General features: G+C 68.4%; 22 protein-coding genes. 11 read left to right on the forward strand and 11 right to left on the reverse strand.

Translation table 11 applies throughout. The annotated features are described in order from the left end of the window. Nucleotides 1-171: 171 nt before the first annotated feature. The 3 genes from ACAH41_RS05795 to ACAH41_RS05805 form a co-directional block, all read right to left on the reverse strand. Complete coding sequence (locus ACAH41_RS05795) at nt 172-1011, reverse strand: ScpA family protein (RefSeq protein WP_370538227.1); 840 nt, start codon at nt 1009-1011, stop codon at nt 172-174. A 62-nt stretch (nt 1012-1073) separates the two neighbouring features. Then, nucleotides 1074-1280, reverse strand: coding sequence for a DUF3460 family protein (locus ACAH41_RS05800; RefSeq protein WP_141288805.1), 207 nt, complete (start codon nt 1278-1280; stop codon nt 1074-1076). A 52-nt stretch (nt 1281-1332) separates the two neighbouring features. Then, entirely contained in the window at nt 1333-2631 is a 1299-nt protein-coding gene (locus ACAH41_RS05805) for an EAL domain-containing protein (protein ID WP_325648719.1), read from the reverse strand. A 295-nt stretch (nt 2632-2926) separates the two neighbouring features. Here ACAH41_RS05805 and ACAH41_RS05810 point away from each other — a divergent pair, with 295 nt between their 5' ends. Next, nucleotides 2927-3232, forward strand: a complete 306-nt coding sequence (locus ACAH41_RS05810; RefSeq protein WP_370538212.1) for a hypothetical protein — start codon at nt 2927-2929, stop codon at nt 3230-3232. A gap of 181 nt (nt 3233-3413) precedes the next feature. Here ACAH41_RS05810 and metG read toward each other — a convergent pair whose 3' ends face one another. Then, nucleotides 3414-5480 carry a methionine--tRNA ligase gene (metG, locus tag ACAH41_RS05815; protein WP_325648717.1) on the reverse strand — a complete coding sequence of 689 codons (2067 nt, stop codon included), beginning with the start codon at nt 5478-5480 and terminating at the stop codon, nt 3414-3416. A 146-nt stretch (nt 5481-5626) separates the two neighbouring features. Between metG and ACAH41_RS05820 the strand changes: the two genes are divergently transcribed. Further along, nucleotides 5627-6085 carry a CYTH domain-containing protein gene (locus tag ACAH41_RS05820; RefSeq protein WP_325648715.1) on the forward strand — a complete coding sequence of 153 codons (459 nt, stop codon included), beginning with the start codon at nt 5627-5629 and terminating at the stop codon, nt 6083-6085. A 9-nt stretch (nt 6086-6094) separates the two neighbouring features. On the opposite strand, the gene ACAH41_RS05825 is transcribed toward ACAH41_RS05820, so the two are convergent. Both ACAH41_RS05825 and ACAH41_RS05830 read right to left on the reverse strand, forming a co-directional pair. Further along, the gene (locus ACAH41_RS05825; protein ID WP_325648713.1) at nt 6095-6655 is read right to left on the reverse strand and encodes an Mpo1-like protein; all 561 of its coding nucleotides are present in this window, start codon (nt 6653-6655) and stop codon (nt 6095-6097) included. A 126-nt stretch (nt 6656-6781) separates the two neighbouring features. Next, a complete protein-coding gene (locus ACAH41_RS05830; protein ID WP_325648712.1) occupies nt 6782-7813 on the reverse strand; it encodes a 2-dehydropantoate 2-reductase in 1032 nt (343 codons plus the stop codon). A 275-nt stretch (nt 7814-8088) separates the two neighbouring features. Here ACAH41_RS05830 and ACAH41_RS05835 point away from each other — a divergent pair, with 275 nt between their 5' ends. The 4 genes from ACAH41_RS05835 (at nt 8089) to ACAH41_RS05850 (ending at nt 11870) form a co-directional block, all read left to right on the forward strand. Further along, nucleotides 8089-10170, forward strand: coding sequence for a TonB-dependent siderophore receptor (locus ACAH41_RS05835; RefSeq protein ID WP_370538213.1), 2082 nt, complete (start codon nt 8089-8091; stop codon nt 10168-10170). Nucleotides 10171-10228: 58 nt separating this feature from the next. Further along, nucleotides 10229-10774, forward strand: coding sequence for a dCMP deaminase family protein (locus ACAH41_RS05840; RefSeq protein WP_325648709.1), 546 nt, complete (start codon nt 10229-10231; stop codon nt 10772-10774). A gap of 128 nt (nt 10775-10902) precedes the next feature. Then, the gene (locus tag ACAH41_RS05845; RefSeq protein ID WP_325648708.1) at nt 10903-11271 is read left to right on the forward strand and encodes a hypothetical protein; all 369 of its coding nucleotides are present in this window, start codon (nt 10903-10905) and stop codon (nt 11269-11271) included. 164 nt (nt 11272-11435) lie between these two features. Beyond that, a complete protein-coding gene (locus ACAH41_RS05850; protein ID WP_325648706.1) occupies nt 11436-11870 on the forward strand; it encodes a DUF1801 domain-containing protein in 435 nt (144 codons plus the stop codon). Between the two features lie 15 nt (nt 11871-11885). Here ACAH41_RS05850 and ACAH41_RS05855 read toward each other — a convergent pair whose 3' ends face one another. The 4 genes from ACAH41_RS05855 to ACAH41_RS05870 all read right to left on the reverse strand — a co-directional run bounded on the left by ACAH41_RS05855 (nt 11886) and on the right by ACAH41_RS05870 (nt 16641). After that, nucleotides 11886-13811 carry a diguanylate cyclase gene (locus ACAH41_RS05855; RefSeq protein ID WP_370538214.1) on the reverse strand — a complete coding sequence of 642 codons (1926 nt, stop codon included), beginning with the start codon at nt 13809-13811 and terminating at the stop codon, nt 11886-11888. 96 nt (nt 13812-13907) lie between these two features. Further along, nucleotides 13908-15059, reverse strand: a complete 1152-nt coding sequence (locus tag ACAH41_RS05860) for an alpha-hydroxy acid oxidase (RefSeq protein ID WP_325648703.1) — start codon at nt 15057-15059, stop codon at nt 13908-13910. An 83-nt stretch (nt 15060-15142) separates the two neighbouring features. Then, nucleotides 15143-16108 (reverse strand): LysR family transcriptional regulator, encoded by a 966-nt coding sequence (locus tag ACAH41_RS05865; protein ID WP_325648701.1) that lies wholly within the window; start codon nt 16106-16108, stop codon nt 15143-15145. A 23-nt stretch (nt 16109-16131) separates the two neighbouring features. After that, nucleotides 16132-16641, reverse strand: a complete 510-nt coding sequence (locus ACAH41_RS05870; protein WP_325648699.1) for a hemerythrin domain-containing protein — start codon at nt 16639-16641, stop codon at nt 16132-16134. A 158-nt stretch (nt 16642-16799) separates the two neighbouring features. Here ACAH41_RS05870 and ACAH41_RS05875 point away from each other — a divergent pair, with 158 nt between their 5' ends. Continuing rightward, nucleotides 16800-17192, forward strand: a complete 393-nt coding sequence (locus ACAH41_RS05875) for a YbaN family protein (RefSeq protein ID WP_325648697.1) — start codon at nt 16800-16802, stop codon at nt 17190-17192. Nucleotides 17193-17198: 6 nt separating this feature from the next. Here ACAH41_RS05875 and dinB read toward each other — a convergent pair whose 3' ends face one another. Then, nucleotides 17199-18488, reverse strand: a complete 1290-nt coding sequence (gene dinB / locus ACAH41_RS05880) for a DNA polymerase IV (protein ID WP_325648696.1) — start codon at nt 18486-18488, stop codon at nt 17199-17201. A 215-nt stretch (nt 18489-18703) separates the two neighbouring features. Between dinB and ACAH41_RS05885 the strand changes: the two genes are divergently transcribed. The 4 genes from ACAH41_RS05885 (at nt 18704) to ACAH41_RS05900 (ending at nt 24380) form a co-directional block, all read left to right on the forward strand. Next, nucleotides 18704-21286 (forward strand): ATP-binding protein, encoded by a 2583-nt coding sequence (locus ACAH41_RS05885; protein WP_370538215.1) that lies wholly within the window; start codon nt 18704-18706, stop codon nt 21284-21286. A 230-nt stretch (nt 21287-21516) separates the two neighbouring features. Beyond that, nucleotides 21517-22407 carry a DUF6502 family protein gene (locus tag ACAH41_RS05890; protein WP_325648694.1) on the forward strand — a complete coding sequence of 297 codons (891 nt, stop codon included), beginning with the start codon at nt 21517-21519 and terminating at the stop codon, nt 22405-22407. Beyond that, nucleotides 22391-23593, forward strand: coding sequence for a DUF5666 domain-containing protein (locus tag ACAH41_RS05895; protein WP_325648692.1), 1203 nt, complete (start codon nt 22391-22393; stop codon nt 23591-23593). Before ACAH41_RS05890 ends, ACAH41_RS05895 begins: the two co-directional genes overlap by 17 nt. 286 nt (nt 23594-23879) lie before the next feature. After that, on the forward strand, nt 23880-24380 hold the full coding sequence (locus ACAH41_RS05900; RefSeq protein ID WP_325648691.1) for a hypothetical protein: 501 nt from the start codon (nt 23880-23882) through the stop codon (nt 24378-24380). The last annotated feature ends 5 nt before the right edge of the window (nt 24381-24385 follow it).

Genomic DNA, 24385 nt, shown 5'->3' on the forward strand with positions numbered 1-24385 from the left:
GCGATCTTCTCGCCGCGCGCGTGCATCTCGCGCAGCGTGTGCAGCGTGACGGGCTTGCGGGCACTCGGGGTGTCGGCGGGCGAGGAGTGGCTGCTCATGGTCGGGCTGCTGTCTTTCGACGCTGGGGCGGCGGATTCTGCCAGCATGCCGCCGGCCCGGCGCCCGGGGAATTCAGGACGGCTGGTAGGCGAGCCGGACGTACAAGGGCGCGAAGGCTTCGGCCTGCGTCAGCTCGATCAGGTGTTCGCGCGCCAGCTCCAGCATCGCGATGAACGTCACCACCATCACCTGAGGACCGCGCTGGGTCTCGAACAGGTCCTCGAATTCGACGAAACGGCGGCCCTGCAGGCGCCGCAGCACGAGGCTCATGTGCTCGCGCACCGACAGCTCCTCGCGCGTGATCTTGTGGTGCTGCACGAGCCGGGCGCGCTTGAGGATGTCGAGCCAGGCCTCGCGCAGTTCGTCGACGTTGACGTCGGGGAAGCGTGGCGTCAGCGACTGCTCGATGTGCACCTGCGCGCGCAGGAAGTCGCGGCCGAGCTGCGGCAGCTGGTCGAGCCGGGCGGCCGCGGCCTTGATCTGCTCGTACTCCAGCAGGCGGCGCACCAGCTCGGCGCGCGGGTCCTCGGCCTCCTTGCCCTCGTCGCTGCGCTTCGGGGGCAGCAGCATGCGCGACTTGATCTCGATCAGCATCGCCGCCATCAGCAGGTACTCGGCGGCCAGCTCGAGGTTGCGGTCGCGGATCTGGTCGACGTAGGCCAGGTACTGCCGCGTCACATCCGCCATCGGGATGTCGAGGATGTTGAAGTTCTGCTTGCGGATCAGGTAGAGCAGCAGGTCCAACGGGCCCTGGAACGCTTCCAGGAAGACCTCCAGCGCATCCGGCGGGATGTAGAGGTCGGTCGGCATCGCGAACAGCGGCTCGCCGTAGAGCCGCGCGACGGCAATGCCATCGACCACGCGGGGGCCTTCTGTCTCGGGCGCCACGGCGGCGGGCAGCTCGGCGGGCACGGTGCCGCGGCTTGGCAGGGAGGTGCTCACGGCGCGGCCGGCGGGCGCGTCAGGCCGGGCGCTTACAGGCTGCTGCCGGTCTGGTAGACGTAGGGTTGCTGCGCGACATGGGCGGCATCGAACTCGGCCGCGTCGTCACGGCTTTGCGGGCGGTCCCACAGCAGCGCCCGGCCGGCCCGTTGTTCGGCTTCCAGCGTCGGCTTCTTGGCCTTCAGCTCTTCGATGAACTGGGTGACTTCGGATTTGTAGGGTTTCCAGAACAGCGGCATGGCGGGCTTTCGGCAGGGAACAGGATCAACCGATGATTTTACAGGCCTGGGGTCAATGGTTCCAGGCCAGGTCGCCACAGACGACCAGCGTGCGGCCATCGACAAGCAGCGAGATCGAGACCGTGACACACAGGTGCGCGCCTTGCACCGACAGGTAGGGCCGCGTCAGCTGCACCGTGCCCGGTGCGTCCAGCGCGCGGCGGAAGTAAGGACGGCGGGCCCAGCAGGCCTGCGCGGTGTCGCGCATCGGCGCGAAGCGCTGCTCGCCGGTGGCGCTGTGCTGCGGTGCGACCAGGCTGGTGCCGTGCTGGATGCCGTCTTCGTCCAGCAGGTAGCAGAGCTGGGCGCCAGGCAACTGCAGGAAGGCGGCGCAGGCCTGCCGCATGGGCTGGCTGGCGGCCAGCGCCTGCGCGGCACCGGCGATCGCCAGGCTGTAGGGCGCAATGCGCTGCCGGTCGGCCTGGTTGTGGTGGCCGCTGCGCTGGCCAAGGCGCCGCCAGATCGAGCCGACCTGCGGCGAGGCATCCTGGTCCTGCAGCAAGGTGGCCTGCGGGCGGCCGAAGAAATAGCCTTGCACCAGGTCGGCGTCGCAGTCCAGCGCCAAGTGGGCTTCGTCGGCCGTCTCCACGCCTTCCATGAGCACCAGCGAGCCGCATTCGTGCAGCAGCGAGACCATTTGCGCGATGACGCGGGCGGCGCGCGGCTCGGTGGCGCCGCGCTGCACCAGGCTGCGGTCCAGCTTGACGATCTCGGGCTGCAGCCGCCAGACGCGGTCGAAGTTCGAATGCCCGGCGCCGAAATCGTCCAGCGCCAGCAGGCAGCCCAGCGCGCGGGCCTGGGCGGCACAGCCCTCGAAATCCATGTCGCGCGAAACGATCTCTTCGGTCACTTCCACCACCACCGGGCTGGCAGAACCGAGGCCGGGCGTCGGGTTGGCCGAAGCGTCGTTGCCAGCGGCGCGCAGCGCCTGGGCCAGCGCGGCCTGGCTGTCCAGCGTGCGCAGGAAGGAGGCCGGCCTCAGGTTGACGAACAGCCACAGCGGGCTTGGCGCAAGCACCGGTTCCTGTCGCTGGGCGGCGAAGTTGCGCAGGTGCAGCTCCAGTGCGGCCTCGTCCAGCGCCATCTGGCCGGCGGCGTCGCGAGCGGCAAACAGCTGCACCGGCGGCACGGCCTGGCCGCTGGCGTCCTGGCCACGCAGCAAGGCTTCATGGCCGACGATGCGGCGATGAGGCAGGCTCAGAATGGGCTGGAAAGCGCTGGCCAGGCGGAGGCCTGGCGGGCCAGCAGCTGCGACCGTGCGGGTGTTGGGGGCCGCGGTGGTCTGCGGTCCGGCCTGAAGGATGTCGTGCATGGCGATGTGGGACCTTCGCCGGAAATCCGGCGCAAAACGGCCGCCACGGGCCGTCACGCACGATCTTTTGGTAATGGTGCGGCGCAGCATGCCCGAAACAAGCTGTTAAAGCTGCGCTGATTTCGTAAACCTGATGAATAGTTCACAGGCATGTTGCGAAAGCACAGAGGCCGCGCGCCGGGCGCCGGACTCGGCGTTTGAGTTGGAACAACTGCCGGCGCGAATGTAGGGGGTGGTAGCCGGATACCGTGCAAGGATTGGTAAATACCCTTATCATTGAGCTAATGGTTTTCCCTTGGTGCTGCACAGCAAAGCGCATCTGGGCATCGGATTTTTTGAAGGAGCTCTCATGATTCGCACCCCCATCCTCGCTGTCACCCTGACGTTGCTCGGTAGCTTGGCCGCTCATGCCGCCGAAGAGGGCAAGCAAGTCGCAGCCCATGGCAACTATGACCATCCGGCCATTGCGGTGGCCCGCATGGCGAAGGTCCGCAGCATCGATCCCAACACCGCGCTGGTACAGCCGCCAGCATCGGTCACCTGGACGGTGCAGCCGGAAGCCAAGGTGATTGCCAGCGCCGCCCAGCCGGAACTGAAGTAAAACGAGCCGCTTTGGCGGCACGTCGGCGGCACCCCGGCGCCGCACGCCAGCGCAAGCGGCGCTCCCTCAGGTTTGAGGGGGCGCCATTTTTTTGGGGCGCCGTCCGTCCTTGTCCGTCCTTGCCTTCCAAGGCGCAAGAAGCCTCAGGCAGCCCGGGAGGGTTCTGGGGCGTGCTTGAGCTTCAGCGCACGCGCATGCCGGGCTGGGCGCCAGCGAAGGGCTCCAGCACGAAGATGCCCGGGTTGGCCTTTTCGTCGGCATGGCTGGCGGCCAGCACCATGCCTTCGCTGATGCCGAACTTCATCTTGCGCGGTGCCAGGTTGGCCACCATCACAGTGAGCTTGCCTGCCAGGTCTTCCGGCTTGTAGGCGCTCTTGATGCCGGAGAACACGTTGCGCGTTTTCCCTTCGCCCACGTCCAGCGTCAGGCGCAGCAGCTTGTCGGAGCCTTCCACAGCCTCGGCCTTGACGATCCTGGCGATGCGCAGGTCGACCTTGCTGAAGTCGTCAATCTTGATCTCGGGTGCCAAATCCTCGCCGCCGGGCACCACGGCCGGTGGAGCGGGCGGCGTCAGTAGTTCGTCGACCAGCTTCGGGTCCACGCGCTGCATCAGGTGCTTGTACTCGCCGATCTTGTGTGCGCCCAAGGCATTGGCCGCATCGGCGAACTGCAGCGGCGCCACGCCCAGGAAGGCTTCGACCTGCTTGGTCAGCGCCGGCAGCACCGGCTTGAGGTAGATGGTCAGCAGCCGGAAGGCTTCGATGCAGGTGCTGCAGACGTCCTGCAACGCCTGATCGGCGCCTTCCTTCTTGGCCAGTTCCCAGGGCTTGTGCGCGTCCACGTATTCGTTGACCTTGTCGGCCAGCGCCATGATCTCGCGCAGCGCCTTGCCGAACTCGCGTTCCTCGTAAAGCTCTTCCACCGCGGCGCGGTGCGCGCGCAGCGTCTCGAGCAGCGCATTGCCTTCCACGCCCAGGTCGCCAGAGAGCTGGCCGCCAAAGCGCTTGCTGAGGAAGCCGGCGGTGCGGGACGCAATGTTGATGTACTTGCCGACCAGGTCCGAGTTGACACGGGCGCTGAAGTCTTCGGGGTTGAAGTCGATGTCCTCGACCTTGCTGTTGAGCTTGGCGGCGATGTAGTAGCGCAGCCATTCCGGGTGCAGGCCCAGGTCCAGGTACTTCAGCGGGCTGATGCCGGTGCCGCGGCTCTTGCTCATCTTCTCGCCGCCGTTGACGGTGATGAAGCCATGCACGTTGACCTTGTCCGGCGTCTTGCGGCCGCTGAAGTGCAGCATCGCCGGCCAGAACAGCGTGTGGAAGTAGGTGATGTCCTTGCCGATGAAGTGCACCTGCTCCACCTCGGGGTCGGCGAGGAAGTCGTCGAATGAACGTGACTCGCCCTTGGCTCGGGGCCCGCCCTTGTCGAAGTAGTTCTTCAGCGAGGCCAGGTAGCCGACCGGCGCGTCCAGCCAGACATAGAAATACTTGCCCGGCGCGTCGGGGATCTCGATGCCGAAGTACGGCGCGTCGCGGCTGATGTCCCAGTCGCCGAGGCCACCGTTGCCTTCTTCATCCTTGTTGAACCACTCCTTGATCTTGTTCAGCACCTCGGGCTGCAAGCGGCCCGGCGTGTGGGTCCATTCCTGCAGGAACTCGACGCAGCGCGGGTCCGAGAGCTTGAAGAAGTAGTGGTCCGAAGTCTTCAGAACAGGCACCGCGCCCGACAGCGCCGAGTACGGGTTCTTCAGCTCGGTGGGCGCGTAGACCGCGCCGCAGACTTCGCAGGAGTCGCCGTACTGGTCCTTGGCGCCGCACTTCGGGCACTCGCCCTTGATGAAGCGGTCCGGCAGGAACATGGCCTTCTGCGGGTCGAAGAACTGTTCGATGGTCTTGACCTCGATCAGCTCGTTCTTGCGCAGCGCCAGGTACAGCGCCTGGGCCAGCGCGTGGTTCTCGGGGCCGTCGGTCGAGTGCCAGTTGTCGAAGGCAATGTGGAACCCGTCCAGGTACCTGGCCCGGCCGGCGGCTACTGCGCCCACGAAGGCCTGCGGCGTCTGCCCGGCCTTCTCGGCGGCGATCATGATGGGCGCGCCATGGGCGTCGTCGGCGCAGACGAAGTGCACCTCGGCGCCCTTCATGCGCTGGGCCCGCACCCAGATGTCGGCCTGGATGTACTCCATCATGTGCCCGATGTGGAACGGCGCGTTGGCGTAGGGCAGGGCGGTGGTGACGAAGAGTTTGCGGGTCATGGTGGTCGATCGCGAAATGCTGGTGGCGGGCGCGATGAATCAAGCGCGGAACCGACCATTTTAGGCGGCCTGAGGGATGCCTGCCTGAGACAAGGCCGTCGGCGGTGGGCGCGATGGTTCAATGGCATACAGGGGATAAAAGACAGATGGCCATCGAGATCGAACGCAAGTTTCTGGTGGTGGGCAAGGGCTGGCGCCAGCCGGACGCGCTGCACCTGAGCCAGGGGTACCTGAATCGGGACCCCGCACGCACGGTGCGCGTGCGCATCGCGGGTGACCAGGCCTTCTTGACCATCAAGGGTCGCAGCGAAGGCTTGAGCCGCGCCGAGTTCGAATACCCGCTGCCGCTGGCGGACGCCCAGGCGCTGCTGGCGCTGTGCGATGGGCCGCTGGTTGAGAAGCACCGCCACCGGGTGATGGTGGGCGGGTTGCTGTGGGAGGTCGACGAATTCCACGGCGCGAATGCGGGCCTGGTCGTCGCGGAGCTGGAGCTGCAGTCGGAGGACCAGCTGTTCACACGGCCGCACTGGCTGGGCAAGGAGGTCAGCGACGATGCGCGCTACTTCAACAGCCAGCTGTCCAGCCGGCCATTCAGCACCTGGTAAGCGCGGGCTCTAGCCCAGCGTGGGAGCAGCCAGATCGCGCAGGCGTGTGGGGCCGGCCTTTTCCTCGATGGTGTGCTTGAGCTGGCCCAGCAGGCCGATGGAAAACAGCGCCTCTGCAACGACGAATTCCGGGCCGACCAGCAAGCCGACCAGGTCGTCGGCAAACGCCGGCTTGCGGCCTTCGTAGTAGTGGCCGACAAACTGGAACACCCAGCCGACGACGAAGGTGCCCACGCCCCAGCCCAGCCAGTGACCGGTGCTGCCGGCTGCCAGCGGGGCGGCCAGTGCGATCAGCAGCCCGTTGAGCAGGCTGGTCGTCAGTCCCAGCGCGAACTGGCCGCGGGTCAGGTACCACAGCGTGGACGCCAGCCACAGCAGCAGGGCGGGGCTCAACACCAAGGTACCCAGCGGCGTGTCCAGGTCAGTCCAGGCCGGCCTTGCCGCCAGCACGCCAATGGCGAACACGATCATCGGAATGCCGATGAAGTGGGTGGTGATGTTGCGTGGGTCGCGGTGGTAGCGGGCGTACTGCACCAGCAGTTCGGTGGCGGGGCGAAATGGCGAGGGCATGGCGGGCGGCCTCCTGAAAATGGGTACTGCGCAAACATCGTAGCCCTGAGGCGGCTCGGCGGCCAATGGGGTGAGCCCGCGGGCTGCGACATTTGGCCGTTCATGCGGCGGTTTGGGCCTGCCTGGTCAGCCGCTGCCGGCCACCGCACGCCGCAGCTCGCCCGCCGGCCAGGGCTTGCGGCGCTGCGGCCAGGCTTCGACCAGGGCCAGCATGCGCGCGTTCAGCGGCGCAGCCACTCGGTGTTTCGCGGCCAGGCGGCAGACCTCGCCGCAGAGCGCGTCGATCTCGGTGCTGCGGCCCAGTGCCAGGTCGTCGGCCATGCTGGAGCGGGCTTTTTCGTCGATGTTCAGCATGCGCCCGGCCAGCCGCGTGAAGATCCAGTTCGGCAGCTGCATCACCCGCGGCAGCCGGTCCGGCGGCAGGCTGGCGACTTGCGCGGGCCGGATGCCGGCGGCACGCAGCACCTTCAACGCTTCGAGCTGCAGCGCGGCGAACAACCGGCGGTAGCCCACGTCCAGCAACTCGGCGCGCAGCGGCAGGCCGGACATCGCGTTGACCGGGTTGTTCAGGTTCAGCAGCAGCTTGCCCCACTGCACCGGCGCCAGGTCGGCATGCAGCTTCAACCCCAGGCCTGCGCGCTCGCAGGCCGGCTGCAGGCGCCGCAGCACCGGGTGGTCCTGCGCGGCCAGCTTGCCGCCGGTGCCGCGGTGCAGCCGGCCCGGGCCAAGCTCGGCAATGTTGTACGGCACCATGCCCGGCAACCAGCACAGGCCGGGCGCCAGCTGCGCGCCCAGCGCCGCGTTGCCAATGCCGTTCTGCAGCGACAGCACCGGCGTGCCGGGTGGCAGTGCCGCGGCGAGTTCGGCAGCGGCCTGGGCGGTGGCACCACTTTTCACCGCCAGCAGCACCAGTTCGGGTGGCGGGTCGTTGGCGGGCAGCGTGTCCAGGATCTGCAGCTCGGCAGCCGGCAGCGTCAGCCGCTGGCCCTGCAGGTCGGTCAGCACCAGGCCGTGTTCACGCAGCGCCTGCGCCATGCGTGGCCGCGCCACGAACTGCACCGGCACGCCTACGGCCTGCAGCGAGCCGCCGACAAAGCCGCCCACGCTGCCAGTGCCCATCACCAGCACCCGCGGGGGGTCGGCGCTCGCGGTCGTCATCGGGGAGGGGGCGGGCGGCGCGACGGCAGGCATGGGTGGCGGCTTCCTCTGGCTGGGGGAGATGCCTCGGCGCGCGGCCGAGGGCCTGGCGATGATGCCTTTGGCCAGCGAGGTTTTTGGCACCTGGCGCTCCGAGGAAACCCGGGCTGCGCCGAACCTGCTGTTTCGCAAAACCGACAGCATCGGCGGATTCAGGTATCTAACTGAGAACGATTCGTATTAGCTTGTAAACTGCCGGGTTGATGTTGGAGATGCAGATGAAGCAAAAATTCCTGATGACAACCTGTGCCATCGCGGCCTGCCTGGCGCTGGGCGATGCCCGCGCGCAGGACGCTGCCGCCCCCGCGCAGGAAGTCGCGCAGCAGCAAACCGTGGTGGTGAAGGGCAAGCGCGCCAACCGCGTTTCCAAGGGCGCGACCGGCCTGCCGATGGAGGTGAAGGACACCCCGCAGACCATCAGCACCATCGACAAGGACGAGATGGCCGACTTCGGCCTGACCGGCAGCAACGAAGCGCTGGCCCTGGCCACCGGCATCAACGTCGAGCAGTACGAGACCAACCGCGCGACCTTCAATGCGCGCGGCTTCGAGATCCAGCTGACCCAGGTCGACGGCCTGGGCATGACGAATTCCTGGGGCACCGTGGTCGGCCGCGAAGACACCTTCCTGTTCGAGCGCATCGAGCTGATCCGCGGCGCCAATGGCCTGCTGACCGGCGTGGGCAATGCCTCCGGCACGATCAACTACATCCGCAAGCGCCCAACCAACCAGGACGGTGGCGAAGTCACCGTGACCGGCGGCTCCTACGGCCTCAAGCGCATGGGCCTGGACTACAACAAGGTCCTGACCGAAGACGGCTCGTGGGCCGCGCGCGTGGTCGTCGCACACGAGGACAAGGACTCCTACCTGCGCGACCTGCACGACAAGCGCACCACTGTCTATGGCGTGATCGACGGCCAGATTGGCGACAACGGCGTGTTGACAATGGGCGTGACGGGCGTCAATGCGAAGCAAGACTCGCCGATGTGGGGCTCGCTGACGCTGCTGCGCTCGGACGGCACCCAGGCCGACTTCCCGGTCGGTTCGTCGACCTCGCAGGACTGGACCTACTGGAACACCAAGTCGGTGACCACCTTCGCCGAGTACGCGCATCGCTTGTCGCCCGACTGGGAAGCCAAGTTCACCATCAACCGGCGCCATGGCGACGAAGCCACGAAGCTGCTCTATGCCTACTCGAACACGGGCGTGCTGAACCCGGACGACACTGGCCTGATCGGCTGGCCGTACCACAGCATCAGCCACACCGACAGCCGGGTGCTGGATGCTAACCTCAGCGGCCAGTTCTCCGCCTTCGGCCGCAGCCACAGCCTGCTGCTTGGCATGAGCAACTCCAAGGAAACCACCGCCACCGACATCTACGCGGCGATGAGCAACAACTTCCTGCCGCTGCCCGCTTTCCCGTATGGCGGCGATGCCTATCCGGAACCCGAGTGGGGCGCGCGCGAACCCAGCACCAGTGGCGAGCAGACATTGACCCGCGTCTACGCCGCTTCGCGCCTCGCGTTGACCGATTCGCTCAAGACCATCGTCGGCGTGAATGCCGTGCGCCATTGGCGCGCCGGCGAATCCCGCTACGGCAGCGGCGGCCAGTTGCTGGACCCAACCACCAAGAAGCTCAGCCCCTACCTGGGCTTCACCTACGACTTCACGCCGAACGTGCTCGGCTACGTGTCGTACTCGGACATCTTCCTGCCCCAGGAACAGGCCGACGTGAAGGGCGACCTGCTGGCGCCGGTGAAGGGCACGAATGCCGAGGCGGGCGTGAAGGCGGAATGGCTGGACAAGCGCCTGCTGACCACCTTCGCCGTCTTCACTTCAAAGGAACAAGGCCTGGCGACCTACGCCGGCATCGACGCCAACCAGCAGTACTACTACGAGGCCAAGGACGTGAAGTCCAAAGGCTTCGAGACCGAAGTCACCGGGCGCATCAACAAGGACGCCAAGCTCACGCTGGGCTACACCCACCTGACGCTGACCGGCCCGGACGGCCACGGCATCTACGAATGGGTGCCGCGCAACACGCTCAATTTCCGCGTCGACAGCCGCATGCCTTTCCTGCCGGCGCTGCGCTTGGGCCTGGGCGGCCGTTGGCAGTCGGACGTCAGCAAGATCGGCAGCGCCGAGCAGCCCGCCTACATGGTGGCCAACATGTTCGCCGCCTACGAGGTGAACAAGGACGCCACGCTTCGCCTGAACATCAACAACCTGTTCGACAAGAAGTACATCGGCGGCCTGGCCTACGGCGCGATCTACGGCGCACCGCGCAACGGCGCGCTGACGCTGGAATACAAGCTCTGACGCAAGGGCCCTCGCTCGCTACACTGCGGCGATTGCCTTGTCCACGGCCGTCACACGCATGCAAAACACCCCGCTGATCCCCTGGCATTCCATGTTCATGGGCGTGGCGCTGCTTGCGGCGGCGCGCTCCAAGGACAGCCGAAAGCGCAACGGGGCCTGCATTGCCAGCCCGGACAACAAGATCATGGGCGTGGGCTACAACGGCCTGCCGCGCGGCTGCGACGACAACGACGAGACCTACTGGAGCGACGTCGACGAGGACCCGCTGCGCTCGCGGCACAGCTACATCGTGCATGCCGAGGTCAACGCGATCCTGAACTGCGTGGTGCTGCCGCTGACCGGCAGCACCATCTACGCGACCCAGTTTCCGTGCCCGCGTTGCGCCCAGTCCATCATCCAGGTCGGCATCCGGCGGGTGGTGTTCCTGGAGCAGAAGGCCCACCAGGCCGCGTCCATCCAGGCCGCGAACAAGATGCTGGCCGATGCAGGCGTGCAGGTGCTGAGCCTGGACGAACTGGAGCAGCCTTCGGCCGCATGGTGCGGCAAGCTGGACGAGTTCATCCGCCAGACCGGCCCGGTGGTGCACGGCGCGCCGCCCGCCTGAATCAAACAGCGGCAAAAACAGCGGCGCTTTCGCCCCTGTTTTTGCCGCTTCCTGCCGGTGGGCTGTCGCGCACCATGCGGTCATCGCGCCGGACTTTCGTCCGCGCGGCCAGCAACCAGGAGGCCGCCATGTCGTCGCAACACACCACTCCCCCCGTCCAGAACCCGCCGGCTTCGCCCGCGGTGACGCGGCTGTTGTCCGGCCTGGGCCTTGCTGCGGTGCCGGTCGCGGCCATGGTCGCACCCGAGGCCGGGCAACTCGACGATGCCGAGCTCTCGCGTCCGGTGGTGGCCGACGTGGGCATGGGCACGCTGCTGCGCTTCAAGTCGCTGATGGCGATCGAGGGGCAGACGGTGCATGTCGCCCGCATGTGCTACGACCGGCAGTACGCCTTCGAGCGCATTGCCAATGCCCACACCAGCGCCTTCGACCCGCTGCGGCGCGTCGCGCTGGCGCTGTTCCAGGCCTACCACCGCCGGGAAGAGGGCAGGCTCTGACGCTGGCGCGGCGGCTTCACCACTGTCGGCGGTGAGGTTGTCGTCCTAGCCAAGCCCGGGCAAAGTGCCCACAATGGCCGCAGTTCCGCTGCGCCCCAACCGGCCGGCGGCCGACGGACGATGCGCCCCGTCGAGGGGCGTGCCTGATGCAAGGGGCCGTTCCGATGAGAACTGCAGCCCGCCCCAAAGCCTTGGTGGCCGCCTGGTTCGACTTCCTGACCGAGCCGCAACGCGGGCTGGCCGAGCAGTTGCAGGCCGCCGTGCGACAGGCCGTGCCCGAGGCCACCGAAACCGTCAAATGGGGCAACCTGGTCTTTGGCGTGGATGACACGCTGCTGATGGCCATCGTCCCGTTCAAGGGCCATGTGAATTTGCAACTCTTCAACGGCAGCCAGCTGCCGCCAGGCATGGCGCCGCTGGACGGCAGTGGCCGCGGCTCGCGCAGCCTGCGCTGCCGGTTGGGCCTGCCCATCGACAGCGTGCAGGTGCAGATGCTGGTGCTGGCCAGCGTGGCGCTGGCGCGTCGGCACGCGGCAGAGCGGCATCAGGCCGAGCCGGCCCTGCCTGACGCCGACGCTTCCGGCCGTGACCTGAACTGAGGTGAGCTGGACGCTTCAGCCCGCATTCAGCGCGGGGTTGGCCTGCGTGGCAGGCATCGCCGCTTCGCCGCCCAGTTGCATCACCACCTGGTTGCGGCCGTTGCGCTTGGCGCGGTAGAGCGCCTCGTCGGTCGCCTTCAGCAGCAGCGCCAGGTCTTCCGGCTGGCGCGGCACCAGGCTGCACACGCCAATGCTGACGGTGATGCCGACCGCGCCAACCGAGGTCGGCACCGCCAGCGCCTGCACCGCCTGGCGCATGCGCTCAGCCACGGTCAGCGCGCCGTCCGGTCCGGCGTGCGGCATCACGACGCAGAACTCCTCGCCGCCAAAGCGCGCCACCAGGTCCTCGGTGCGGTGCGCCTGGCGCTGCAGTTCCAGTGCCACGACCTGCAGGCACTGGTCGCCGGCGAGGTGGCCATGGGTGTCGTTGAACTGCTTGAAATGGTCGACATCGATCAGCGCCAGCGACAGCGAGCGTTTGCTGCCGATGGCCTCGCCGATCAGGTGCTCCAGCGCCTGGTCCAGGAAGCGGCGGTTCGGGATGGCGGTCAGCCCGTCGGTCATGCTCAGCTCGGCCAGCCGGCGGTTGGCCAGCTCCAGCGCATGGGTGCGCTCGTTGACCCGGGCTTCCAGCAGCTCGCGGGCCTCTTGCTGGGTCATCAGCGCGTCGACCTGGGCCTTCACGCGCAACTCGCGCTCTTCGTTGAGCCGGCTCGCCAGGCCCAGCGAAATCATCAGGACTTCCATCGCGCTGCCCAGTTGCAGTGCGTTTTCGGTGAACACGCTGCGTGCCACCAGGCCGAACTTGTCCAGCGCCAGCAGCACGCCGCCCAGCAGCACCGAGCCAAAGGCCAGCAGGAAGATGCGGGCCGGCGCGTAGCCTTCGCGGGCCCGCAGCAGCGCCAGCACCGTGAGGATGAAGATGGCGACCACCGAGCTGGAGATCGCCGTGCGGATCGCCACGCTGTAGGGCAGCACCAGCGCGGCCGCGGCCACCAGCAGCGAGGCGGCGGTGGTGCAGTGGATGGCCCAGCGGCGCCAGCGCGGCCCGTTCGCCACGCGGATGAAATCGGCCGCGAAGGCTGAGCCTGAGGCGCCGGTCAGCGCCAGCAGCACGACGATGGCAGTGTCGTTCCACTGCGTGGCATGCGGCCAGAGGTACTGGAAGCTCAGGCCTTTCAGCGAGGTGATGCAGCCAGCTATCGAGATCACCCATAGGCCGTAGAGCAGGTAGCTGCGCTCGCGCACCGTGGCCCAGAGCATCAGGTTGTAGGCCAGCAGGCCGAACATCAGCCCGAGGTAGCCGCCCAGCAGCAGGTTGGTGTCTTCTGCATGCGGGTGGAAGGTTTCGGGTGTCCACAACAGCAGCGGGAATTGCACCGCGCTGCTGGTCGTCACGCGGGCCAGCACCTCCAGCTCGGCACCGGGCGGAATGTCCACCGGCACGACGAAATTGGCGTGCTGCACCGGCCGCCGCTCGAAGGCCTGCTTGTCGCCCAGCACCAGGTCGCTGCGCCAGGAAGGCGGCTGGCCGGCCGGGGTGACCTGCAGGTGCAGCTCGATGTGGTCCAGCACCGGGTAGGCAATCTCCAACAGGTGCTGGCTTGCGGTGCGCTCGCGCTGCAGCACGCGGGCGCGGAACCAGTAGCTTTTGTCTGAATAGCCCAGGCTGGCACCACCGGCCGGCGCCTGTCGCCAAGCCGATTCAGGCAAGCCGCGCACGGCGGCCAGGCTCAGCGGCTGCGCCCCGGGCGAACCGGGCTCGGCCAGGTAGTCCAGCGCCAGGGTTTCCTGGGCCCATGCGGGCTGCAGCGCAGCCAGGCCGGCCAGCAGGCACAGCAGCATCAGCAGCCGACGCAGCAATGCGGCCACCGGTGCGCTCGGGCGGCAAAGCGAGGGGCGGGGCGCAGCGGTGCAGATTGGCAGAGACGGCAAGGGCATGGGCAGGCGGGTGGCAGCCGGCCGCACTGCGCGGCCGGGATGCACCCACACGGCTTATCGGCTGCCGCAGGCCCGGCTGAAGCGCTGCAAGCCGGTTCAAACCGGGAAAGTGCCAGGCAGAAGAATGTCTTTTCCGACGTTCTGCAGCCGCGTGTGGCCGCAAAAGGCCATCGTCAGTTCCAGCTCGCGCTGGATGATCTCCAGCGAACGCGTCACACCGGCTTCGCCCATCGCACCCAGGCCGTAGAGGAAGGCGCGGCCGATCATCGTGCCGCGCGCGCCCAGCGCCCAGGCCTTCAGCACGTCCTGGCCGGAGCGGATGCCACCGTCCATCCAGACTTCGATGCGCGGGCCGACCGCGGCCACGATGGCCGGCAGCGCCTCGATGGACGACTGCGCGCCGTCCAGCTGTCGGCCGCCATGGTTGCTGACGATCAGCGCATCGGCGCCGGAGTCGGCCGCCAGGCGGGCATCTTCCACGTCCATGATGCCCTTGAGGATCAGCTTGCCGCCCCAGCGCTTCTTGATCCACTCGACGTCGCCCCAGTTCAGCTTCGGGTCGAACTGCTTGGCGGTCCATTCCGACAGCGACCCCATGTTCTCGACCCCGCTGACGTGGCCGACGATGTTGCCGAACTGGCGCCGCCGGGTCTGCGCCATGTGCCAGCACCAGCGCGGCTTGGTGGCCAGGTTGATCAGGTTCGGGATCGTCAGCCGGGGCGGTGCGGTGAGGCCGTTCTTCAGGTCCTTGTGGCGCTGGCCGAGGATCTGCAGGTCCAGCGTCAGCACCAGCGCCGAGCAGTTCGCGGCCTTGGCCCGGTCGATGAGGCGCTCGATGAAGCCGCGGTCCTTCATCACGTAGAGCTGGAACCAGAACGGCGCCTGCGTGGCCGCGGCAATGTCCTCGATCGAGCAGATGCTCATCGTGGACAGCGTGAACGGGATGCCAAAGCGCTTGGCGGCCAGCGCGCCCAGGATCTCGCCGTCGGCATGCTGCATGCCGGTCAGCCCGGTCGGCGCGATGGCCACCGGCATGGCCGCGTCGATGCCGATCATCTTCACCGCGGTGCTGCGGTTGTCCATGTCGACGGCCACGCGCTGGCGCAGCTTGATCTTCTGGAAGTCGGCCTCGTTGGCGCGGTAGGTGCCTTCGGTCCACGAGCCGGAGTCGGCGTAGTCGTAGAACATGCGGGGCACGCGGCGGCGGGCCAGGACCCTGAGGTCTTCGATGTTGGTGATGGTGGTCATGCGGTGGTGGTCATGCGGTCTCCTGCCGGGCGATGCTAGCCGCGGGGCCTCGCATCACCATGCGGGTTGGACCGGAAAAGATTTCAGGCCGGACCGGAAATCAGCGCCAAGCCTTCGGTGGCCGCCTGCGCGCAGGCCCGCCGCAGCCAGCTTGCGCCACTCGCCGCCAAGCCTTCGGCCGGCAGTGGCGACTGCAGCTGGTAGGCCCAGCGCGCCGCCACCCATGGCGTGCGGCCCAGGCCCAGCACCGGCAGCAGCCTGCCGCTGCGCAGCGCCTCGCGCGCCAGGCTGGGCCGCGCCAGCACCACGCCCTGGCCTTGCAGCGCAGCCTCCAGCGTCAGGCCGAGGTCGACCAGGCGCGGGCCCCGGTCCGGTTCCGGCCAGCCCAGGCCCACGGCTTCGAACCAGGTCGCCCAGGGTTCGATCGGCGTGCGCAGCAGCGGCAGCCGGGCCATGTCGGCCGGCTCGGCCAGCGGCCCGGCCTCGGCCAGCAGCGCAGGGCTGGCCAGCGGCAGCAGCACGTCGTGCATCAGCACCGCGGGGTCGTCAGCCGTGGCGGCGGCGTGGCGCACGTCGAGTTCGGCGTCGCTGCCGCCGGGGTCGATGAACGGGGCCGACAGCACGATCTCCAGCTCCACGCCCGGCTGCTCGGCGGCAAAGCCGGGCAGCGCGGGCACCAGGACCTGGCGCGCGAAGGTGGGCGGCGCGCACAGCCGCAGCCGCGGTCGCTGCTGGGCCGCGCGCTGGTGCAACGGCACGGCGGCCAGCAGTTCCAGCGCGCTGCGCACCGAGCCCAGGTATTCGCGCCCTGCGGCGCTGAGCAGCAGTGCCTTGCCGCCGCGCTGGAACAGCGCCACGCCCAGCAGTTCCTCCAGCGATGCAATGCGCTTGCCGACAGCGCCGGCCGTGATGTGCAGGGTCTCGGCGGCGCGCTCGAAGGTGCCCAGGCGCGCGGCCGCGTCAAATGCGCGCAGGGCGTCCAGCGAGGGCAGGCGCACGCCCGCCTCCGTTGAAAGCAGTGCGGGCGAGGCTTCGTGCGGCGCAACCATGCGCAGCACTTTAGATCAGCGGCTCAGGCGGCCACGGTTTGTGGCGCTGGCGTGCACTGGCTGCCGCCGCAGCCTGTGACCAGCGCATCGTCGGGTGCGGGCGGGCGCACCATGCCGCCGGTGGCGGGGTCGAAGCCGAGCGCGCGCAGGTGTGCGGCGAGTGCGGCGTCCATGCTTTGCACATGGCCGGCAAACCACTGCGCCAGCCCGGGCAGGCAGTCGCTCATCGGCCGGAAGTCGCCCAGGTCGGTCGCCAGCCGACCCACTTCTTCGAGCACCGTCAGCACCTGGGCGTGCTGGCGGCTGTGGCAGTTGTCGGGCGAGAAGCCAGTGGCCAGCATCCAGCGGTCCTCCTGGCCGAAGTGGCCGACCGTGTGCAGCACCAGCCCGCGCCAGTGGGCCAGTGCGGCCGGCTTGTCATTGGCCGTCAGCGCGCGTTCCGTCTGGCCCAGCAGGTCGATGAAGTCCTGGTGGGTGGCATCCATTTCGGGGTGGTCCAGCTGCAGCATGGGGGACCAGTCGAGCAAGGGCATGGTGGGCGGCCTGAGGGCAATGCAAAGGGTCGTCCGATTGTGGGCAGCGGCCTGCTGGCTGGCTTTGCGTTGGCGCAAAGGCGCTGACCGGCAGCGGCCAGCGCGACAATGCCGCGATGCCGCCGCCCGCTGTCCCGCCTGTCCCCACGCCATCGCCCATGTCCACGCGCCGCCTGGCCTGGCTGAAGCCGCTGTGGCTGCTCGCGGGCGCGGCGTCGCTGTTGCTGGGCGTGATCGGCATCTTCCTGCCGCTGCTGCCGACCACGCCGCTTGTGCTGCTGGCCGCCTGGTGTTTTTCCAAGGGCAGCGAGCGCTGGGAGCACTGGCTGGTGACGCATCGGTACCTGGGCCCCATCGTGCGGGACTGGCGGGCCACCCGCGCGGTGCCGTTGCGGGCCAAGCTGCTGGCCACGGTGATGATGAGTGGCAGTTCGCTGTGGGCCTGGTGGACGATTCCGTCGCCGGTCTGGCGCTGGACGCCTGGCATCACCTGCGCGTTGGTGGCGCTGTGGCTTTGGCATCTGCCGACCCGGCCGCCGCGCCGGGATTGAGGCACCTCAAGGCATCGTCTCGTCCGGCAGGTCGTCGAACAGCCCCGGCTCGCGGGCGGCCAGCACGGTGGCGGCCTCGGGTTTCAGGGCTGGCCGGCCAGGGCGGGCCGGTGCGCGCGCACTGCGGCGCGACGGCAGCTCGGGCAGATCCGCGCGGTGCAGGTTGCCCACGCGCACGCCCAGCAGCCTCAGCCGGCGGCGCAGGTCCACGCGCTTCAGGCACTGGCCTGCGGCCTGGCGGATGCTCGCGAAATCGGCGGTGTTGGCCGGCAGCGTCAGGTCGCGGGTGACGATCTTGAAGTCGTCGAAGCGCAGCTTGATGCCCACGGTGCGGCCGACATAGCCCTTGCGCTGCAGGTCCTCGGCCACGCGCTGGCACAGCTCGGTGAAGATGGCCGAGAGCTGGCTGCGGTCGCGCACCGCGTGCAGGTCGCGGTCGAAGGTGGTCTCGCGGCTCATCGAGACAGGTTCGCTGTCTGTCACCAGCGGGCGCTCGTCGCGGCCCCAGGCGGCGCGGTGCAGCCAGGCGCCGTAGCTTTGGCCGAAGCGCTCGATCAACCACTCGGGCTCGCATTGCGCCAGCTGGCCCAGCGTCTCCAGCCCCAGGCCCAGCAGCTTGGCGCCGGCCTTGGGGCCGATGCCGTTGAGCTTGCGCACCGCCAGCGGCCAGATGCGGGTGGGAATGTCGTCCAGCGTCAGCACCGTCAGGCCGTCGGGCTTGTCCAGCTCCGAGGCCAGCTTGGACAGCAGCTTGTTCGGCGTCACGCCGATGGAGCAGGTCAGGCCGGTGGCACGCTGCACGTTGTTCTTGATCTCGCGGGCCAGCGCTCGGGCGCCCCCCAACGGGTCGTGGCCGATGGTGTCCTGCGCGCCGGGCACGTCGGTCAGGTCGATGTAGATCTCGTCGATGCCGCGGTCCTCGATCACAGGCGCCAGTTCGGCCACGGCAGCCTTGAAGGCGCGCGAGCAGCGCTTGTAGAGATCGAAATCGGTCGGCAGCAAAACGGCCTGTGGCGCTAACGCGGCGGCTTTCATCAAGCCCATCGCCGAGTGCACGCCAAAGGCCCGGGCGGCGTAGGTGGCGGTGGTGACGACACCACGGCCGGCGTAGTCGGCCAGCCTGGCGTAGCGTCGCGTGCCGTCGGGCTGCAGCTCGGGCTGGTGGCGCCGGCCGCCGCCGATCACCACCGGCTCGCCGCGCAGTTCCGGGTAACGCAGCAGCTCGCAGGAGGCGTAGAACGCGTCCATGTCGAGATGGGCGATGAGCCGGCGTGGCGGGGCGGGAGCGCTTGGCATGGGGGCAGTAACTGGATGGATTATCAGTCTTTTGCCGGGCGGCAGACGTTTGCGTTGCCTGCCGCGGCGCGGCTCAAAACGCGGTGCCGTCTGACGACGGCGCGCCACCGGCTGCGGTATGGTCCTGCCTGCATTCCGCGCGCTGGCAGCGCTGCCAGCGCCGCAGGCCCATTCACATCTGCACGCTGCGGCAAGCGCAGCCCTGGGAGACGCCATTGGCTGGCCAGTTGGATTCGGGCGCACAAGCGCCGGCCTTTGACTTCCTGCCCGAAGCTGGCGAGATGGCCACCTTGCTGCGCAGCTTCGACTGGGCCGCCACGCCGCTGGGTCCGGTGGCCGGCTGGCCTCAGTCGCTGAAGACGCTGCTCGGGCTGCTGCTGGCGGCTCGCCAACCGATGTTCCTGGCCTGGGGGCCGGCGCGCACCTGGCTGTACAACGACGCCTTTGCGCCCATCCTGGGTCGCAAGCATCCGGCTGCGCTGGGCCAGCCAAGCGAGCAGGTCTGGCAGGAGGCATGGTCTGAACTGGGGCCGCTGTTCGACCAGGTGTTTGGCGGGGAAGCGGTGCTGATGGACGGCTTCGCCGTCGGCCTGAACCGCGATGGCGCGATCCGGCAGGCAAGCTTCGATTTTTCCTACACACCCGCCCGCGACGAAACCACGCAGGTGGCCGGCCTGTTTGGCGTCTGCACCGAAATCACCGCTCGACTTCAGGCGGTGCGGGCGCTGCGCAGCGGCGACGTGCGGCAGAACGTGCTGGTGGCGCTGGCCGAACGTTTTCGCGAGCTGGACGATCCTTCGGACCTGTCCTTCGCCGCCGCCGAAATCCTGGGCCGCGCGCTGGGCGTGAGCCGCGCGGGCTACGGAACGGTCAACAAGGCTGACGAGACGATCAGAATCGAGCGCGACTGGAATGCACCTGGCATCCAGAGCTTGGCCGGCCTGCTGCATTTCCGCGACTATGGCTCCTACATCGAGGACCTGAAGGCCGGCCGTACCGCGGTGGTCAGCAACGCCGATCTGGACCCGCGAACCGCTGCCACCGCCGGCGCGCTGAAGGCGATCAGCGCGCACGCGCTGGTCAACATGCCGGTGACCGAGCAGGGCGGGCTGGTGGCGCTGCTGTACCTCAACCATGCACAGCCTCGCGAGTGGGCCGAGGAGGAGCTGGCGTTGATTCGCGAGGTGGCCGAGCGCACGCGCAGCGCGGTGGAGCGGCGGCGGGCTGAGGAAGACCTGCGGCAATTGGCCGCCTCGCTGGAGCAACAGGTGGTGGCGCGCACCGAGGAGCGCGACCGGGTGTGGCGCAATTCGCGCGACCTGCTGGTGGTGATCGGGGCCGATGGCGTTTTCCGCGATGTCAATCCCGCATGGACGGCGATCCTGGGCTACCGGCCGGAGGAGGTCATCGGCCGCAACTTCCTGGCGTTCGTCTGGCCCGGGGACGCTGTCTTGGCCCAGGCTGCACTGGACACAGCGGTCAGCAAGCGCAACCTGACCGGCTTCGAGAACCGCTACCTGCACAAAGACGGCTCGCCCCGCTGTATTTCCTGGCACACCGCCACCGAGGGCGAGCTGGTGTTCGCCTACGGTCGTGACGTCACGGTCGAGAAACAGGCGCAAGCCGAACTCGCCGCGGCACACGAGGCCCTGCGGCAGTCGCAGAAGATGGAGGCAGTGGGCCAGTTGACCGGCGGCATCGCGCACGACTTCAACAACCTGCTGGCAGCCATCAGCGGCAGCCTGGAACTGCTGAGCCGGCGGCTGGCAGACGGCCGCTCCGCAGGCGTGGAACGATTCATCAACACCGCGCAGGGCGCGACTCGCCGCGCCGCCGCGCTGACGCACCGGCTGCTGGCCTTCTCGCGACAGCAGACGCTGGACCCGCGGCCCGTCGAGGTGAACCGGTTGATCGCCGGCATGGAAGAGCTGGTGCGCCGCAGCGTGGGCCCGAATGTCGAGTTGGAGGTCGTGGGCGCGGGGGGCGTGTGGATGATCAAGGTCGATCCCTCGCAGCTCGAAAACGCGGTGCTGAACCTGTGCATCAACGCGCGCGATGCGATGGCGCCAAATGGCGGCCGGCTGACCATCGAGACCGCCAACAAGTGGCTGGACGAGCGTGCCGCCAAGGAGCGCGAACTGCCGCCTGGCCAGTACGTGTCGATCTGCGTGACCGACACCGGCACCGGCATGGCGCCCGAGGTCGTGACCCGCGCCTTCGACCCGTTTTTCACCACCAAGCCGCTGGGCGAGGGCACCGGACTGGGCTTGTCCATGGTCTACGGCTTCGTGCGCCAGTCCGGCGGCCAGGTGCGCATCTATTCCGAGCCGGGCAAGGGCACGACGATGTGCCTGTACCTGCCGCGGCACACCGGCGACGAGCCGCCGACGCCGGAGCCCGAAGCCGAGGTGCATGCACAGGGTGCCGGCGAGACCGTGCTGGTGATCGACGATGAGCCATCCGTGCGCATGCTGATCGCCAGCGTGCTGCAGGAGGCCGGCTACGCGACGCTGGAGGCAGGCGAGGGCGCGGGCGGCCTGCGCATCCTGCAGTCCGACACGCCGATCGATCTGCTGATCACTGACGTCGGGCTGCCCGGCGGCATGAACGGCCGCCAGGTGGCCGACCAGGCCCGCGTGTTTCGGCCGGCGCTGAAGGTGCTGTTCATCACCGGCTTCGCGGAGAACGCGGTGGTCGGCAACGGTCACCTGGCCCCCGGCATGGAAGTGCTGACCAAGCCTTTCGACATCGAAGCGCTGGAAAACCGGGTGCGCGAGCTGATCGACCGCACGAACTGAGGCATCTGGCCAACTGCGCAAGACTTTGTGCGGCGATGGCCCAGATGGGCAAAGCCGATGAGCATCAGCTCACCTGCACATGGCTGTGAAAAAGCCGTGTCGGAACGGCGTCGGGACTTGTAAATGTGCAATTCACACATTTATCATCGGGTTGTGAGTTCGATGGCCTGTGCGCCTGCGGCATTCGACCGTGCGCCTATGCTGCCGGCCTCGCTTTCAGGCCTGTTGCCATGTCCGACCCCTCCACAGCCCCTCCTTCACCGTCGCCGGAACACAAAGCCTTGCTGGAAGCCATGCAGTCGCTGCTGGCCCCGCTGGGCCGCCTGGCCGTGGCGCAGGGCTTGCACTTCGACTCGCTGGAAGCGCTGTTGAAGCTGGCGATGGTGCAGGCCGCCCGCGAGGCGGCGCTGAAGGCCAAGCCGGAGGCGCTGCCGCACCGCCTGGTCAGCCGCATTGCCACGGCCACCGGCATCAACCGGCGCGAGGTCACGCGGCTGGTCGGCGAGTCGCTGGAAGCGCCACGGCCACGGCCATCGATGGCCCTGCGGCTGTTCTTCCGCTGGTCCACCGACCCCGCGCTGCCGCAGGACGAGGCCGGCCTGCCGCGCCAGGGCCAGGCGCCCAGTTTCGATGCGCTGGCCGCGCTGGTGACCCGCGACGTGCATCCGCGCAGCCTGCTGGACGACATGCTGCGGCTGAAGCTGGTGAACTGGCAGCAGGACAGCGACCGTGTCAGCCTGAACCGCGCCGCGCTGGTGCCCGACCGGGACCAGGCCCGGCTGCTGGGCCTGCTGGGCGGCAATGTGGGCGACCACCTCGCCGCCGCGGTCGACAACGTGGCCGGCGAGCAGCCGCGCCACTTCGAGCAGGCGATCTGGGCCAACGGGCTGTCGCTGGACTCGGCGCAGGGCGTGCGCGGCTTGGTCGAAAGCCATTGGCAGCAGCTGACGCAACAGCTGGTGCCCGAACTGCAGCGACGGATCGACCACGACGAAGCCGACGGCGCGCCCACTGACGCGGTGGTGCGCGTTGGCATGTTCATGTACTCGCAGCGCAGGCCGGCACCGACGGCCGAGCCCGCGCGCGATGAGGAGGATCTTCCCGATGGCGCGAATGACTGAACGGCCCGGCCGCCGCTGGCGAACGCCGTTTGCCCTGGCCTGCAGCCTGGCAGCGCTGCTGCTGGCCGCCTGCGGTGGCGTGGAAGGCGGCGGAACCGGGGCCAGCCCGCAGGGCTACGCCGAAGGCTCGGCCACCGGCCTGGGCGGCCTGATCGTCAATGGCGTGAACTACGAGCAGCGCAGCGCCCGCATTGCCGACGACCAGGGCCACCTGCTGGGCGCGGACACGCTGCGGCTGGGCATGGTGATGCGCATCGACAGCAGTGCGGTGGGCGGCGACGAGCCGTCCGCCGAGGCCTTGCAGGTCACGGTGTCCAGCGCGCTGACCGGCCCGGTCAGCGCCAGCGACCTGATGGCGCGTTCGCTCACGGTGCTGGGCCAGACGGTGCTGATTGACGGCGCCACCGCCTTCGACCCGGCCATCGCCGGCGGCCAGGCCGGCATTGCGCTGGGCGACGCGGTCGAGGTCCACGCGATCTATGACGCAGCGACCGGCCGCTACCTGGCGCGGCGCATCGAGCCGCGCAGCAGCCCGGCGTCCTACGGCCTGCAGGGCCGCGTGCAGGCGCTGGACCTGGCCACGCGCACGCTGCAGATGGGCGGCCAGCCGTTCCAGCTGTCGACCCGCATGTCCTTGCCCGCGGGGCTGACCGATGGCGCCTTCGTCAAGCTGTTGTTCGACACCCAGCCCGATGCCCATGGCCGCTGGCGGGTGCGCAGCGTGCTGATGCCGGCCCAGCGCGATGCGGCCACCGGCCCGGTGGCGCTGCAAGGCCTGATCGAGCAGCTCGACGGCAGCAGCCTGCGCGTGGGCGGCTTGCGCGTGGACCTGCGCCAGGCGCAGGTGCTGCCGGCTGGCAGCGTGCTGCAGACGGGCCTGCGCGTGCGGGTCGAAGGCAGCGCCAGCGATGGCGTGGTCCGGGCCAGCACGCTCACGGTCAAGCCGGTGGCCGAGGATGGCGACCGGGTCAACAAGCAGAACTTCAGCCTGGTCGGCCAGCTCTCGGCGCTGGACCTGGCAGCGCAGCGCTTCACGCTGCTGGGCACGCCGGTCTCGTTTGCCGACACCGTGCTCAGCCAGGGCACCGAATCGGCGCTGGCCAACGGCGTGCGCATCGAGGTGCGCGGCACCTTGTCGCTGGACGGCACCAGCCTGGTCGCCCAGGGCCTGAAGTTCGACCCATGACACCCGGCGCGCCCGGCCCGGCGCCAGTCCAGGCCTGACGCGCGCGCCGCTTCCCCTGTTCCCTTTCTTCGCCTCGGGCGCCCGGTTTCCGGACCGGACAGCGCCGCAGGCGGAGCCATGTCCGCGAGGCAGACGGCCGGCTGCCACGCGCTTTCTTCAACCCCTCGACCGGAGGGCCCCGCATCGATGCACTGACGTCTCTTCAACCCGGCATCCGGTGAATGGATGCGCGCTTCCTTCCCTCTCTTTCGTTTCTTTCCTGTTCCTCTTTTCGAAAGTCATTCGCATGTCTCTCTCTTTCTGGAAAAAGGCCGCGCTGGCGGCTGCCATGGGCTTCTGGGCCGCTGGCTCGGCCCTGGCGGCCGACACCGTGGAAGTCTTCTATCATCCGTACGTGGACAAGGCCCTGGACTACGGCCAGATGGGCTACACCAACAAGAAGGGCAAGTTCATCCCGCTGACGGGCCAGCAGATCCTCGGCACGCGGGTGGAAATCACCTTCAAGCCCGAGGCCCAGCACGACCTGAAGGTCTTCCATGTGGACATGGTCGTGCCGGTGTCCGGCTCGGTGAGCCAGTACATCTCGGTCGAAGGTTCGCAGTTGACCAAGATCGGCTCGCACAAGTACCAGTTCGAGCTGCCGTCATCGACCGACTACAACGGCGAGATCGTCGCCGGCCGCTTCTCGGTCGACTGCTACGGGCTGAACGAAAACGGCGATGTCGTGCCCATGGCGGGCACGCTGTCGGCCAAGTCCGGTTTCTACTTCACCGTGACCAAGCCTTGAGCATC

The sequence above is a fragment of the Ideonella sp. genome (assembly GCF_041287625.1).
GTDB lineage: Bacteria > Pseudomonadota > Gammaproteobacteria > Burkholderiales > Burkholderiaceae_C > Ideonella.